This is a genomic window from Pseudoalteromonas sp. CuT4-3, assembly GCF_035666335.1.
GTDB lineage: Bacteria > Pseudomonadota > Gammaproteobacteria > Enterobacterales > Alteromonadaceae > Pseudoalteromonas > Pseudoalteromonas atlantica.
The window spans coordinates 2,833,635-2,848,991 of record NZ_CP142030.1; the positions used below are offsets into that span (position 1 = coordinate 2,833,635).

General features: G+C 42.1%; 15 protein-coding genes. 8 read left to right on the forward strand and 7 right to left on the reverse strand.

The features are described 5' to 3' along the window. Positions 1–112: 112 nt before the first annotated feature. Positions 113–1,408, reverse strand: coding sequence for an aminopeptidase PepB (gene pepB, locus VOI46_RS13090; protein ID WP_004586094.1), 1,296 nt, complete (start codon positions 1,406–1,408; stop codon positions 113–115). 120 nt (positions 1,409–1,528) lie between these two features. Here pepB and sfsA point away from each other — a divergent pair, with 120 nt between their 5' ends. The 8 genes from sfsA to VOI46_RS13130 all read left to right on the forward strand — a co-directional run bounded on the left by sfsA (position 1,529) and on the right by VOI46_RS13130 (position 7,872). Further along, positions 1,529–2,245 carry a DNA/RNA nuclease SfsA gene (gene sfsA / locus VOI46_RS13095; RefSeq protein WP_004586093.1) on the forward strand — a complete coding sequence of 239 codons (717 nt, stop codon included), beginning with the start codon at positions 1,529–1,531 and terminating at the stop codon, positions 2,243–2,245. Between the two features lie 226 nt (positions 2,246–2,471). Continuing rightward, a complete protein-coding gene (gene dksA / locus VOI46_RS13100) occupies positions 2,472–2,915 on the forward strand; it encodes an RNA polymerase-binding protein DksA (RefSeq protein ID WP_004586092.1) in 444 nt (147 codons plus the stop codon). A 16-nt stretch (positions 2,916–2,931) separates the two neighbouring features. Continuing rightward, the gene (gene gluQRS / locus VOI46_RS13105; protein WP_004586091.1) at positions 2,932–3,876 is read left to right on the forward strand and encodes a tRNA glutamyl-Q(34) synthetase GluQRS; all 945 of its coding nucleotides are present in this window, start codon (positions 2,932–2,934) and stop codon (positions 3,874–3,876) included. A 216-nt stretch (positions 3,877–4,092) separates the two neighbouring features. Then, on the forward strand, positions 4,093–5,442 hold the full coding sequence (gene pcnB / locus VOI46_RS13110; RefSeq protein WP_171036107.1) for a polynucleotide adenylyltransferase PcnB: 1,350 nt from the start codon (positions 4,093–4,095) through the stop codon (positions 5,440–5,442). 4 nt (positions 5,443–5,446) lie between these two features. Further along, the gene (gene folK / locus VOI46_RS13115) at positions 5,447–5,932 is read left to right on the forward strand and encodes a 2-amino-4-hydroxy-6-hydroxymethyldihydropteridine diphosphokinase (RefSeq protein WP_004586089.1); all 486 of its coding nucleotides are present in this window, start codon (positions 5,447–5,449) and stop codon (positions 5,930–5,932) included. Positions 5,933–5,962: 30 nt separating this feature from the next. Further along, positions 5,963–6,757: a 3-methyl-2-oxobutanoate hydroxymethyltransferase gene (gene panB, locus VOI46_RS13120; RefSeq protein ID WP_004586088.1), complete on the forward strand. Its 795-nt coding sequence runs from the start codon at positions 5,963–5,965 to the stop codon at positions 6,755–6,757. Beyond that, a complete protein-coding gene (gene panC / locus VOI46_RS13125) occupies positions 6,757–7,605 on the forward strand; it encodes a pantoate--beta-alanine ligase (protein ID WP_004586087.1) in 849 nt (282 codons plus the stop codon). The genes panB and panC overlap by 1 nt, the downstream gene beginning before the upstream one ends. Before the next feature lie 30 nt (positions 7,606–7,635). Beyond that, entirely contained in the window at positions 7,636–7,872 is a 237-nt protein-coding gene (locus tag VOI46_RS13130) for a hypothetical protein (RefSeq protein WP_004586086.1), read from the forward strand. 93 nt (positions 7,873–7,965) lie between these two features. Here VOI46_RS13130 and VOI46_RS13135 read toward each other — a convergent pair whose 3' ends face one another. From VOI46_RS13135 to epd, 6 genes are all read right to left on the reverse strand, one after another. Further along, complete coding sequence (locus tag VOI46_RS13135; protein ID WP_004586085.1) at positions 7,966–8,931, reverse strand: phosphate ABC transporter substrate-binding protein PstS family protein; 966 nt, start codon at positions 8,929–8,931, stop codon at positions 7,966–7,968. A gap of 115 nt (positions 8,932–9,046) precedes the next feature. Next, a complete protein-coding gene (phoR, locus tag VOI46_RS13140) occupies positions 9,047–10,354 on the reverse strand; it encodes a phosphate regulon sensor histidine kinase PhoR (RefSeq protein ID WP_004586084.1) in 1,308 nt (435 codons plus the stop codon). Positions 10,355–10,412: 58 nt separating this feature from the next. Beyond that, positions 10,413–11,102, reverse strand: coding sequence for a phosphate regulon transcriptional regulator PhoB (phoB, locus tag VOI46_RS13145; protein ID WP_004586083.1), 690 nt, complete (start codon positions 11,100–11,102; stop codon positions 10,413–10,415). Positions 11,103–11,736: 634 nt separating this feature from the next. Beyond that, positions 11,737–12,801, reverse strand: a complete 1,065-nt coding sequence (gene fba / locus VOI46_RS13150) for a class II fructose-bisphosphate aldolase (RefSeq protein WP_004586082.1) — start codon at positions 12,799–12,801, stop codon at positions 11,737–11,739. A 203-nt stretch (positions 12,802–13,004) separates the two neighbouring features. Next, positions 13,005–14,180 carry a phosphoglycerate kinase gene (locus tag VOI46_RS13155; protein WP_004586081.1) on the reverse strand — a complete coding sequence of 392 codons (1,176 nt, stop codon included), beginning with the start codon at positions 14,178–14,180 and terminating at the stop codon, positions 13,005–13,007. A gap of 63 nt (positions 14,181–14,243) precedes the next feature. After that, positions 14,244–15,254, reverse strand: a complete 1,011-nt coding sequence (epd, locus tag VOI46_RS13160; protein WP_004586080.1) for an erythrose-4-phosphate dehydrogenase — start codon at positions 15,252–15,254, stop codon at positions 14,244–14,246. Between the last annotated feature and the right edge of the window lie 103 nt (positions 15,255–15,357).

Sequence of the window (15,357 nt, forward strand, 5' to 3'; positions counted from 1 at the left end):
AGGTATTGGCGAAGGATTTTACCGTAAATAAAAATAAATTGCTTGCCTGCAAATAGCAAAATAGGCACCAATTGGTGCCTATTTTATGTATTAAACGCCTAGTTACTTACTATTAAGCTTTTTCTAACAATGTACGTGCCACTGTGCGCATACCTTGCGTAGTTGCACCTGCAGCCCATTGGCTAGTGCTACCCATATTAAATGCTGCAGCTAAATCAATGTGTATCCAACCTTTACCATCATTTGGTACAAAGCGAGATAAAAAGCCTGCTGCATTTGATGCGCCGCCGTAACCGCCACCTTTTTGAGCGCGGCTATTTGCCGTATCAGCATATGGAGATGGGCAGTTTTGCTGGTGCCATTTTTCAAGCGGAAGAGGCCATGCAGCTTCCATTTCTTGCGATGCAAAGTCTTCTACTTCGCGAACCAGCTCTTTATCAAGGGCAAATAATGCGTTGTACTCTTGCCCTACAGCCACTAGTGCAGCACCTGTTAGTGTTGCCGCATCGATAATTAGCTCTGCGCCAGTTTCGCCTGCAGCCATTAGGCCATCAGCAAGCACTAAACGCCCTTCAGCATCGGTGTTTACAATTTCAACGGTTGTGCCATTTTTGTAGGTTAAAATATCACCTAGTTTGTACGCATGGCCCGAAATTAAGTTCTCTGCACAGCATAAAAATAGCTTAATGCGTTTTTCTATACCGCGGTTAATAGCCAGTGCTAAACCCGCTGTTACCGTTGCCGCGCCACCCATGTCGCACTTCATTCCTAGCATACCTTCGCTAGATTTAATTGAGTAACCACCAGAGTCAAACGTAATACCTTTACCTACAAGCGCAGCGCTTACCGGTGCGTTTTCATCACCTGTTGGGTTGTAATCAAGCTCAAGTAAAACAGGTGGGCGCTCAGAGCCACGCCCCACAGCATGAATACCAATCCACTGTTGCTCTAATAACGCATCGCCTTTAATAATTTGGTAGCTTACGTGTTCAGGCGCTAACGATTGAATAAATTCGGCGGCTTTTTCAGCAAGGCTTTCAGGGTAAATGTCATCGGCTGTACCGTTTACCATTTCTCGTGCCCACGTAGCTGAGGCTTTTAAATGCGCAAGCTCGTTTAGATCTGATTGTGCGTTATCAACAAATTCAACACCATGTAATGATTTAGGTGTTACAAAACCTTGGTAAAAAGCCCATTGGCTTTCTGTGCACCATGTATCGCCCGCAAGCTCAACCTGTTTAACACCTTGGCTTGCAATTGTTCGCGCCGCTTTTTGAACATTTTTTAATGTTTCTTGCTCAGATAAATGAACCGTTGCGCCTTGCTCGTTAAAAGACAACGCCGCGTTTTCGCCCCAATGGCTTGGTGCTGCTTGCTCGCTTAGTTGAACAACAAATTTTTCACTCATGTTAGAATACCCTTACACTTAAATGTGCCACCGAGTTTACTATAGTGAGTACAAGTTCCCAACAGCTTGAGATAAATAACATAAACCAACGCATCTGCAGCGTTTAGCATTGGAGTTTAAATGAAATACACCCCAGCTTTACAGCCCGCCACGTTATTAAAACGCTATAAACGCTTTTTAGCCGACCTCCAACTTAACGATGGAACTGAATTTACCGCCCACTGCGCCAACACCGGTAAAATGACAGGTTGCGCAGAGCCTGGCTTTAGCGCTTATTATTCAACCAGCGATAACAGTAAACGAAAATACCCTCAGTCGTTAGAGCTCACTCAAAACTCCCTCTCGCAGTTAATATGTGTTAATACCGCCGTGGCAAATAAAGTGGTCGAAGAGGCTATCAACAACCAGGTGATTACAGAGCTTAACGGCTATGAGCAGCTTCAAAGTGAAGTAAAATACGGCAGCGAAAACAGCCGTATCGACTTTTTACTCACCAGTGACAATAAACCCACTTGCTATGTAGAGGTAAAGTCAGTCACCTTGTTAAGCGAAACCGCACCACAAAATGGGCAAGGCTACTTTCCGGATGCGCAAACCGTGCGTGGGCAAAAACACATTCGCGAATTAATAGAAATGATCGAACAAGGCCACCGCGCAGTATTACTGTTCGCTGTTTTGCACCAAGGTATTAATACGGTGAGTGCAGCAAGCCACATAGATAAAAAATACAGCGACTTATTAAACCACGCGATTAAAAAAGGCGTGGAGGTATACGCTTATAAGGCATCTATTTCACCAAATGAAGTAACGCTTAGTGAGAAAGTGGCCTTTAAATAAAAAATTTAACTTGCTTTTAAACTTTATGCCCATATAACTAGGCAAGTTTAAATACCGAAATAACGATTAATAAAGCATCAAAATTAAAATATGAGCCTTTTTAGTCAACACACTGGTTGAAGCTAATTCGATTAATTAAAAAATAAATTTGCCTAGGGTATAAGATTCTGCTATTTATACCGCCGGCTAATGCTGAGGCATTAAATTAAGGATTTAGGAGAGAGTTATGCCAGACCAACAAAGACATGGTTTATTGGCTCAAGCCGGTTTAGAACCATACCAAGAAAAGCCGGGCGAAGAGTATATGAATGAAGCACAACGTGCTCATTTTAAAGCGATTTTAGAAGCGTGGCGTAACGACTTACGTAATGAAGTTGACCGCACGAAATCGCATATGCAAGACGAAGCTGCCAACTTTCCTGATCCAGTTGACCGCGCTGCGCAAGAAGAAGAGTTCTCTTTAGAACTTCGTACTCGCGACCGCGAACGTAAACTGATCAAAAAAATTGAAAAAACAATTATCTTAATTAAAGAAGATGATTTTGGCTTTTGTGAGTCATGCGGAATCGAAATTGGTATTCGTCGTTTAGAGGCTCGTCCAACTGCAGATTTATGCGTAGACTGTAAAACCCTTGCAGAAATTAAAGAAAAACAAGCTGGGCGCGGTTAATTAAAATTAGTTAACTATGTCTCCTACAGCCGTTACCACGCCAAAGCGTGACTATCGCGGTCGATTTGCACCGTCTCCTTCTGGGCCACTTCACTTTGGCTCACTTGTGGCGGCTGTGGGCAGCTACCTTGATGCTAAAGTAAATCAGGGTAAATGGTTAGTGCGCATTGAAGATATAGACACCACCCGCGTGGTTAAAAATGCCGACACCCATATTCTAAATACCTTACAAGCCTACGGCCTTTACTGGGACGAATCCGTTGTTTATCAAACTCAGCGCCTACCTCTTTATCAAGAGGTAACAAACAAGCTGATCCACCAACAATGTGTATATGGTTGTCGCTGTTCTCGCAAACAAATAAAAGCCATGGGTGGCATTTACCAAGGTCACTGCAAAACGCTTAACTTATCAACAGAGCAAGGCGCACTTCGTCTTAGCCAGCAGCACCCAACATGCCATTTTAACGATTTGATTCAAGGCGATATTACTGTAAATAGTGCATTAGCCCATGAAGATTACATAATAAAGCGCAGTGACGGATTATTTGCCTACCAGCTAGTGGTGGTTATTGATGACATTGAGCAAGGTATTAATCGTGTGGTACGTGGCGCCGATTTAATCGAGCCTACAGCAAGGCAAATCAGTTTATTTAAACAGCTTAATGCGCCCATCCCCCAATACGCACATTTACCCCTTGTGGTGGCCGAGCCTGGTTTTAAACTCTCTAAACAAAATTATGCGCCCGCTATTAGCACAGACAATCCAAAACCTGCGCTTATTGATGCGTTTGAATTTTTAAACTTACCTGTACATAGCCAATTGAATGATTTGTCTGTAGAGCAATTAATTACGTGGGCTATTGACGAATTTAGCTTAACAGCGGTGCCAAACATACCCGAAATTCAAATTTCGCAAGGTCAGCATCCAAACAGCACTAAATTTACGCATTTAAGCAAATAAAAAACTTAAAAACGGCTTAATTTCAGTCCATCAACTTAATTTTTATACCGCGCTGGTATATGATAACCGCCTAAATAGAGGCTATTTACAATAAATACAAAGCACCGCACTATAATACCTAATTTATGTGCTTTTTGATTGCGATGACCAGCCAATCATCATTTCTGTAGGAGACAGATTATTATTTCCAAGCTTTTTCAATTTTGCAGGCAAATAATCGGCCCAAATGCCGATGTGCAAAGCACTCAAACAAGTGATGAACCGGTTGTTGTAACACGCGGCGAACATGGTATTTCACGTAAACAATTTAGCCCAAATGCAATCAAAGTACTTTACCGTTTAAAAGACGGTGGTTACGACGCTTACCTTGTAGGTGGTTGTATTCGCGATATATTGTTAGGTCAACAACCAAAAGACTTTGACGTTGTTACCAATGCCACCCCAGAGCAAGTTAAAAAACTATTTAGAAATTGCCGCCTAATTGGTCGTCGTTTTCGATTAGCACATATTGTTTTTGGTCGCGAAATTATAGAAGTAGCCACCATGCGCGGGCACCACGAAGCGCAAGAAGACAAAAACCAAATTAGCCAATCAAGCGAGCACGGGCAGTTACTGCGCGATAACGTGTTTGGTAGCATTGAAGAAGACGCCGAGCGCCGTGATTTTTCTATCAACGCGCTGTATTACTCTATTAACGATTTTTGTATATACGATTACGCCAATGGCTTAGCGGCCATACAAGCAAAACAAATTGAGTTAATTGGCGACCCAGAAACACGCTACCGCGAAGACCCTGTACGTATGCTACGTGCGGTACGCTTTGCAACCAAGCTTGATATGAGCATAGCGCCAAAAAGCGAAAAGCCAATTACTGCGCTTGCCAGCCTACTTGATAACATACCGCCAGCGCGTTTATTTGAAGAAGTTCTAAAGCTGTTTTTAAACGGTAAAGCCGAAGCTAACTATTTAATGCTACGCCAATACGGCTTATTTAAGTCGTTATTTCCGGTGCTTGATAAAATTTTAGATAAAAACCCTGACGGCTTAGAAGCGGCGTTTATTCAGCAAATGTTTCAAAACACCGATAAACGCATTAATGCAGATAAAAAAGTAACGCCTGCGTTTATATTTGCTGCTTTAATGTGGTTTCCGCTGCTTGAGCGCACAACTAAAATTAAACAACAAGAACAGCTGTCTTACTTTGATGCCTTTGCTCAAGCCATGAATAAAGTACTGAGCGAAAATGCCCAGCATATAGCAGTACCTAAACGCTTTACCTTAGGCGCACGCGACATTTGGCATATACAGCAACGCTTAGATAAACGTGCCGGCCAACGCGCTTACAGACTTACCCAGCAGCCACGATTTAAAGCCGCTTATGACTTTTTATTATTACGAGTGGATGCCGGTGAGCACCAACATAGTGAGCTTGCCCAGTGGTGGACACAATACTTGAGCCTAGATATTAATGGCCAAAAAGAAATGGTAAAAAACCTAGGCCACCAAGGTGGACCAAAACCACGTAAACGTCCGCGCCGCCGCACCACTAAAAAGCCAGCTGAGTAATTGCATGCAGTGTGTATATTTGGGTTTAGGTGCCAACCTAAACTCACCCAAAGAGCAGCTTGATAACGCCGTTTGTGCGCTTAAAAAGCTGCCTCATTGTGAATTTATAAGTGTATCGCATTACTATGCAAGCAAACCAATGGGCCCACAAGATCAACCCGACTATGTAAATGCCGTAGCGTGTATTAAAACCGCGCTTGAACCTGAGCAATTACTTGATTTAACTCAAGCCATAGAGCTTGAACATGGGCGGGTAAGAAAAGCCGAACGTTGGGGGCCGCGTACGCTCGATATAGACACCTTACTGTTTGGTGAGCAAGTGATTAATACTCAGCGCTTAACTGTGCCACATTATGGCCTGTGCGAACGTGAGTTTGTAGTTTACCCTTTACTTGAGCTTGCCCCAGAACTGATTTTACCAAGCGGCATTGCATTAAAAACCATTGCGCAAGACTTACCGCTCAACGACTTACAACAATTACCTCTGTAATTAACCAAGGCTTATGCCTGCGAGGATATTATGTCTAAAATAACCGTTTCTACTTTAAATAAAATGAAAGCAGAAAATAACAAAATCACCGCATTAACCGCTTACGATGCCAGTTTTGCGAAGTTATTTCATGATAACGGTGTGGACGTTATTTTAGTTGGCGATTCTTTGGGCATGGTGCTGCAAGGTGGCGACGATACCCTAGGCGTAACCAATCAAGATATAGCCTATCATACCCGCTGTGTTCGCGGTGGCAGCCGTGAGCTTTTTGTAATAGCCGATATGCCCTTTATGAGCTATTCAAATGTTAGCGACACCTGTAAAAATGCAGCAGAGTTAATGCGTGCAGGCGCTAATATGGTAAAACTTGAAGGCGGTGAATGGCTTTACGACAGCATTAAAAGTTTAACGCAGCAAGGGATTCCTGTTTGTGGCCATTTAGGATTAACGCCGCAATCAGTACACGTATTTGGTGGCTTTAAAATTCAAGGCCGCGAAGACGACAAAGCGCAAAAAATGATTGATGATGCAAAAGCCCTAGAAGCCGCAGGTGCCCAATTATTAGTGCTTGAGTGTATCCCAAGTGTTCTCGCTAAACGCATTACCGATGCCGTCACCATTCCTACCATAGGTATTGGCGCAGGTAATGTAACGGATGGCCAAATACTGGTAATGCACGACTTAGTCGGTATTTCGGCAGGATACATTCCTAAATTTTCTAAAAACTTTTTACTGGAAACTGGCAACATGCCAGATGCAGTTAAAAAATATTGTACAGACGTTAAAAGTGGCGCGTTTCCAAGCGCCGAACATGAGTTTAAATAATGCAGTCAATTACTGAAATTAAATCATTACGTAGTCAAATTAAAGCTTGGCGCCAAGCAGGTTTAAGCGTGGCTTTAGTGCCAACCATGGGCAACTTGCACCGCGGCCACTTTTCATTGGTTGAAAAGGCAAAAACAATGGCCGATAAGGTGGTTGTGAGTATTTTTGTCAACCCAATGCAGTTTGGTGCCAACGAAGATTTAGATAGCTACCCACGTACATTAAACGAAGACAAACAAGGCTTAGCCGACTTAAATACCGATATTGTGTTTACCCCAAGCGTAGACACCATTTACCCAAATGGGCTTGGTGAGCAAAGCTTTGTAGATGTACCAGGCGTATCTATGGGGTATTGTGGCGGCACGCGCCCAGGACACTTTAGAGGCGTAGCCACGGTAGTGACTAAGTTATTTAATTTAGTACAACCAGATTATGCATGCTTTGGCGAAAAAGACTTTCAGCAGCTGCAAGTGATTAAAACCATGGTACGCGATTTATCAATTCCGGTTGAAATTGTTGGTGTACCGACCATGCGTGAAGTTTCAGGCTTAGCTATGAGCTCGCGAAATGGCTATTTATCTGCAGAGCAAAAAGCCACGGCTACCGCATTATTTAAAACACTAAACAGTTGCGCTGAGCAGCTCAAAGCAGGCAATACCGATTATAAAGCACTTGAGCAAAGCGCACAGCTTAGTTTAGAGCAAGCCGGCTTAAAGCCTGATTATTTTGAGATAGCTCAACGAGATACATTAAAAGCTGCTACACTTGATGATACACAACTTGTTATTTTAGCTGCCGCCTTTTTAGGCAATGTTAGATTAATCGACAACTTACAAGTTGAGATTTAACAAAAGCGCAGTTCAACGTTAAGGATAAGCATGCAAACATTTATTAAAACGAGTGTCCTCGCCCTTTCATTTTCATTGTTAGCAGCTTGCCAAAATCAAGTGAAAAACCCTGAGTTAAACCAATGTGCACAACAAAACTATCAGTGCGAAAATAGTTGCGATCAGCAATCAATTGACAAAGGTTTAAAACAGCAAGTGTGCTCTGCCAAATGTGTAGAGAGCTATAATCAGTGTAAAGCACAAGCGCAAAAGCTGACTGATCTGTAATCGCTTTTTAGTAAGTTAGTCTGTTTTACGTTTTAAAATTTTACACACAAAAAAACCGCTCATTGAGCGGTTTTTTTATTGGTTGGGTTTAAATTATAAACCTAACTTTTTAAGCTCTGCTTCTACTAACTTAGCAGATAGTGGTACGTAACCATCTTTTTCAACGATTTTTTGACCGTCTTTAGAAAGTACCATTTTTAAGAACTCAGCTTCAATTGGTGAAAGCGGCTTATTAGGGTGCTTGTTCACGTACACGTATAAGAAACGAGAAAGTGGGTATTTACCTTTAGCAACATTATCAAGCGTTGCATCTACGTAGTTAGTGCCTTTTTTAGATAAAGGAACCGTACGTACACCCGACGTTTTGTAACCAATACCTGAGTAACCAATCGCGTTTAATGAAGATGAGATTGACTGTACAACAGATGCTGAACCTGGTTGCTCATTTACGTTGTTACGGAAGTCACCTTTACACAGCGCTTTCTTTTTAAAGTAACCGTAAGTACCTGATACAGAGTTACGTCCGTATAATTGAATGTCTTTTGCAGCCCAGTCGCCCGTTAGGCCAACATCGCTCCAGCGGTTAACTTGCTCAGACGCACCACATTTACGAGTAGATGAAAAAATAGCATCTACTTGGTCAATACGTAAGCCTTCAATTGGGTTATCTTTGTGTACAAATACCGCTAGTGCATCAATCGCTACACGTACTTCTGTAGGCTTGTAACCGTAGCGTTTTTCGAACGCTTCGATTTCTTTTGATTTCATTTTACGGCTCATAGGACCCATGTTAGAGGTGCCTTCAGTAAGCGCTGGTGGAGCAGTAGACGAACCTGCCGCTTGAATTTGAATATTTACATTTGGGTAAATACGTTTGTACTCTTCAGCCCAAAAAGTCATCATATTAGCTAAAGTATCAGAGCCTACAGATGAAAAGTTACCTGAAACGCCGTTAATTTTTTGATATTCAGGAATTGCGTCGTCAAGAGCAACAGCCTGTGCAGATACTAATGTTGTAACAGCCACACCCATTGCGGCAACTAAGTTTTTAAATTTCATGCGGGGTTCTCCGATTTGTTCGTCCCATTTCCTAACTGCCGTCTACTGTAAAGTGAGTAGATGACAGTTACATTACTCTTAAATGACACTTTTATGACTTTGCTTTTTATTGCCTTTAACTTGCTAAGTTAACAAGCTTATCCTTTGAAAAGTCGAAAGAAAAACACGAGCCTTTGCCAAGCTCACTGCTTATATTTAATTTACTATCGTGACGTGTAAGCACATGTTTAGTAATTGCTAAGCCTAAACCTGAGCCACCGGTTGTGCGACTCCTTGCTTTATCTACGCGGTAAAAGCGCTCAGTTAAACGATTTATATGCTCTGGTGCAATACCATCGCCATTATCATTTACACTAAAGTGCGCAAGCCCCTCTTTACGCTGCCAGGTAACAACAATTTTTCCGCCCGCTTTAGTGTAATGTATAGCGTTAAACACTAAATTAGAAAACGCACTGCGTAGCTCATCTTCAGAGCCTTTAATATCAAGCTCATTATCTATATCAAAAATAAGCTCATGGCCTTTATCTTGGTTTATAGACTGCGCTTCGGTTTTAATGTAGTTGAGCATTTGCGGCACATTAATGGCTTTGTCGTTGTCTTGCCTGCGCGCCCCTTCAATACGCGAAAGAGATAAAAGCTGATTAACTAAGCTGTCCATACGCTTACATTGCTCAAGCATGGTATTTTGCGCTTTATTCCACATTGCAGGCGGTGGCATCATATCGCCATCCATCATCTCAAGGTAGCCAGTAACAACCGTAAGCGGCGTACGCAGCTCATGCGACACATTGGCTACAAAGTCTTTGCGCATTTGCTCTAGCTGCTTTAGGCGTGTTACATCACGTACCACCACCATAAGCTGCGTGTTGGCATACGGCATTACCCTAAATTCAAGCACTTGGTCAACAATATGCCCGTTATCAAGCTCTAATGGCTCTTCAAATTCACCGCGCAGCATGTACTTGGCAAATTTAGGTTCGCGTATTAGGTTATCTAGTCGCTGGCCATGATCGGTCGGCCATTGTAGCCCCAATACTTTAAGTGCAAGTTGGTTACACCAAACAATGCTTAAATCACTTTGCAACACCACTACGGCATCGGGTACGGCTTCAGCTCCATCGCGAAAGCGACGAATTAAATCGGCCAGTTCATTGCGTTTTTTACGATTACGATGCTGTAAATGATAAATGCCTTCAAATACTTGTTCCCACGCACCCTCGCCCTCTGGTGGGTTAAAGCTACGTTGATTTAAAAGCCAATCGCTTAAGCGATAAAGTTGATGATAATGCCAGACTAAAAGAGAAGAAGTGCCTAAAAATAAAAGCAAAAAAGGTGCACCAATAAGCACACCAACTAATAACAGGGGTAAAAAATAGATAAACAGACGTTTTACTAACGCCTGTTTATTAATAACTCGATACATACACTCACTTTACCTTTGAGTAGTAATTTATGCGTACTCACACCCTAGCTGCGGTACCTTATAATTTACTAGAAAAACGATAACCTGCACCACGTACTGTTTGTACTAAGCGATCATGCCCAAGCGGTGCAATCGCTTTGCGTAAACGACGTATATGCACATCAACTGTACGGTCTTCTACGTACACATTAGTTCCCCAAACATGGTCAAGCAGTTGCTCACGGCTATAAACACGCTCTGGGTGAGTCATAAAAAAATGTAATAATCTAAATTCGGTTGGGCCCATATCAAGCTCGCTTCCCTCAGAGGTAACGCGGTGCGATATTGGGTCTAAACGCAAGCCATGTACTTCTATGGCTTCTTCTAATGAGGTAGGCGATACACGGCGAATAACCGCTTTAATGCGAGCCATTAACTCTTTAGGAGAAAAAGGTTTAGTGACGTAGTCATCTGCCCCTACTTCTAGGCCGCGTACTTTGTCTTCTTCTTCGCCGCGGGCTGTAAGCATAATGATTGGAATTTGGCGTGTGTATTCACTTTGCTTAAATTGCTTAGCAATTTGAATACCGCTACCGCCTGGTAACATCCAATCGAGTAAAACCATATCTGGGTATGGTTCAACCATAGCTGCAATTGCAGAATCGTAATCTTCTGCTTCAATTGCTTGAAATCCATTTTGCTCTAAAACAAAAACTAACATCTCTCTGATAGGAGCTTCATCATCTACGACTAGTACTTTACGTGACATTCCAAATTATCTCTTACGCTATCGAATTAGTTTTCATTATTATGACTAAGTATGACATTTTTATGAAAGTGTAACGTGTAAATTAAAATCCTGGTAAAAAAAACACAAAATAGTGACAAAAAACCTCATTAACGTCATATTTTTAAAACTATTTTGCAAATTACAGTTAATCAAAACATATTTACAAAAAGATGACAGTTTTATTTCTGAGTAGATATTCATGGCGGGATCATTACTTTACTAACACAGTAAAAAAACCAGGTACGAAACTGAGTTTGCACTGGAAGATGTGATTACGTGGTTAAAAATAGATCTGTTTTTTACTAAGCAGCCTATAAAAAGATCAGATTTTTACTAAGCCGATCGGGTTTGGGATCACGGTTATACTTAGTCAAACAACTTAGCACCTGATCTATTGTACAAATAAAAAACGATCTGATTAATTGAGCGCCTAACGTGGCGTAAATTTATGCGCTAGTTGGTAAATAAATGATCCAAATGCGGGGCGGTTAGTAAATCAGTGATCCCATTTTATTAAGTTGGTACAACAGTGATCCCAGTGCTTTGCGGTATAAAAAAACCAGCTGGATTACGCCAGCTGGTTTTTATAAAGGTATTTTTTAATCAAAGATCATTATTTAATTTGTGGGTCTAATTCACCACTTAAATACTTAAGGTGCATGTCATCAAGTGAAATTGGCTTAATTTTACCTGCTTGACCAGCCGTACCAAACGCGTTGTAACGCGCAACACAAATCTCTGTCATTGCTTTAGTTGCTTCTGCTAGGTATTTACGCGGATCGAAGTTAGATGGGTTAAGCGCCATATGACGGCGAATAGCACCGGTAGAGGCCAGGCGTAAATCGGTATCAATATTTACTTTACGTACACCGTATTTGATCCCTTCTACAATTTGCTCAACAGGTACACCGTACGTTTCAGGAATTTCGCCACCGTATTGATTTATGATCTCTAACCATTCTTGTGGTACAGACGACGATCCGTGCATAACTAAGTGCGTGTTCGGGATACGTGCGTGAATTTCTTTAATACGATCAATCGCTAAAATGTCATCTGTGGGTGGGCGCGTAAATTTATACGCACCGTGCGATGTTCCACAAGCAATTGCCAAGGCATCAACATGGGTTTTATTTACAAAATCAGCGGCTTCTTCTGGGTCGGTAAGCATTTGATCGGTAGTTAGTTTACCTTCTGCGCCTACACCATCTTCTTCGCCCGCTTCACCGGTTTCAAGTGAGCCAAGTACACCTAGCTCGCCCTCTACCGATACACCACATGCATGTGCCATAGCCACGGTTTCGCGTGTTACTTCTACATTATATTCGTAGCTTGATGGGGTTTTTCCGTCAGTCATTAATGAGCCATCCATCATAACTGATGAAAAGCCAAGTTGAATTGAGCGTTGGCAAACACCGGGTGAGGTACCGTGATCTTGGTGCATTACTACTGGAATGTGCGGCCATTCTTCAACGGCTGCTAAAATCATGTGGCGGATAAATGGAGCACCAGCATAAGCACGTGCGCCTGCTGATCCTTGAACAATTACTGGGCTGTTTGTTTTATCAGCCGCTTCCATTATTGCGCGCATTTGCTCTTGGTTATTCACGTTAAAGGCTGGAACGCCGTAACCGTGTTCAGCTGCATGATCTAAAAGTTGTCGCATACTGATTAAAGCCATTGGGTATTCTCCAATTTATCGACAGCAGTCTCCTGCCATCTAGTTTGAACGGATATGTTAGTTTGACGCAATCACTGCGCCACAAAATAAAGCAATTTACACTGCTCAGTTTTGTCTTAATTAACTATTAAATAAGGGTGAGAGGTATTTAATAATTAATCGTTGGTGAGGGTTGCCCCTCACCTAATGCGGCTAAAAATTTATTATTTAGCGCGCGACTCTAGCATTTCTACTGCTGGAAGTTTTTTGCCTTCTAAAAACTCTAAGAACGCACCACCACCGGTAGAAATGTAAGATACTTTATCGGCAATGCCGTATTTATCAATTGCCGCTAAAGTGTCACCACCGCCTGCAATCGAAAACGCATTAGAGTTAGCAATTGCCTGAGCAATAGCACGTGTACCATTACCAAACTGATCAAACTCAAATACGCCAACTGGACCATTCCATACAACAGTACCGGCGTTTGCAATAATTTTTGCAAGCTGGCTGGCTGTATCAGGGCCAATATCAAAAATCATGTCATCGCTTGTTACTTCGCTTACATCTTTAAGCGTAGCGACTGCAGAGTCTGAAAATTCATTACCTACTACAACATCAGTCGGTACCGGAATTTCACCATCGTTTGCTTTAGCTGCTGCACATAAACGATTTGCTTCATCCATTAAATCAGCTTCATAAAGTGATTTACCAACCGGATGACCCGCAGCAGCAATAAAGGTATTAGCAATACCGCCACCTGTTACAAGCTGATCTACAATCGTTGAAAGCGAGTCTAAAACAGTTAATTTAGTTGATACTTTAGAACCACCTACAATGGCCACCAATGGGCGAGCTGGATTATCTAGTGCTTTACCAAGTGCTTCAAGTTCTGCTGATAATAACGGGCCTGCACAGGCAACATCTGCAAATAAGCCAACACCATGAGTAGACGCTTGTGCGCGGTGAGCGGTGCCAAATGCATCCATTACATACACATCACACAGGGCAGCAAGTTGTTTTGATAAGGCTTCGTCGTTTTTCTTCTCGCCTTTATTAAATCGTACGTTTTCAAATACAACTACTTCGTTATCGGCAACTTCAACGCCGTTTAAGTAGTCTTTTTCAAGGCGTACATTTTGCTCAAGTGCATCGTTTAGGTAATCGGCTACAGGGGCAAGTGAAAATTCGTCATCGTACTCGCCTTCTGTTGGGCGGCCAAGGTGCGACATAACCATTACTTTAGCGCCTTTTTCAAGAGCTAGCTTAATAGTAGGCAGTGCAGCACGAATACGTGCATCTGAGGTCACTTTACCTGCTTTAACTGGTACATTTAAATCTTCACGAATTAATACGCGCTTGCCGTTTAAATCTAAATCTGCCATTTTTATGACCGACATAACATCTCCTTAGTTAACGATACTTGAACCTGAAAAATAAATTTTAAAATTATTATAAAATGCTTACTTAGCCATCATTGCACGTGCTGTATCTAGCATGCGATTGGCAAAACCCCATTCGTTATCACACCAAACAAGTAACTTTATCAGGCGTTTGTGACTAACACGTGTCTGCGTGCCATCAATAATACAAGAATGTGGGTCGTGATTAAAATCAACCGATACCAATGGCTCTTCGGTGTAACTTAAAATACCTTCTAAGCGGTCTTTTGCTTGGGCTTTAAGTGCCGTATTTACCGCCTTTAAATCTACATCGGCATTTACTGTAACACTTAAATCCATTGCCGTTACGTTAATTGTCGGCACGCGAACCGCAATGGCTTCAAAGCGCCCTTCAAATTTGGGTAAAATGCGGTCTATTCCTCGTGCTAATTTTGTATCAACCGGAATAATAGACTGACTCGCAGCGCGGGTACGACGTAAATCATGATGGTACGCATCAATCACTTGCTGATCGTTCATCGACGCGTGAATAGTGGTAATAGCACCCGATTCAATGCCAAACGCATCATCTAGCACTTTAATAACAGGCACCACACAGTTTGTAGTACATGAGCCGTTAGATACTATAGTGTGCTCGCGTTTGAGCTCATCGTCGTTAATGCCATACACAATGGTGGCATCTACATCGTTATCAGCTGGGTGCGAAAACAACACCTTTTTAGCACCCGCAGTAATGTGTAATTGTGCATGCTCGCGCGAGTGATAAACACCGGTACATTCAAGTACTACATCTACATCAAGGGTTTGCCAAGGTAATTCTACTGGGTTTTCTTCACAAAATAGTGCAATGGTATCGCCTGCAACGCTAATGGTGTCTTCACCAAGTTTTACAGGAAAAGAAAAACGACCGTGGGACGTGTCGTATTTTAATAAATGAGCAATAGCTTCAGGGTCAGCAAGTTCGTTAATCGCAACAATTTTTATCTCGTCGCTCAAACCTGACTCGTACAACGCGCGGACAATATTTCGACCAATACGACCAAAACCATTAATTGCAAGTTTGATTGCCATGAAATATAAAATCCACTCTCTTTACGTGCAGACAAAGGCATCGATGCCCTTTAGATGGCTGTATTGTAATCGACCTTGAACATTATTATAAGAGGGAGCGATT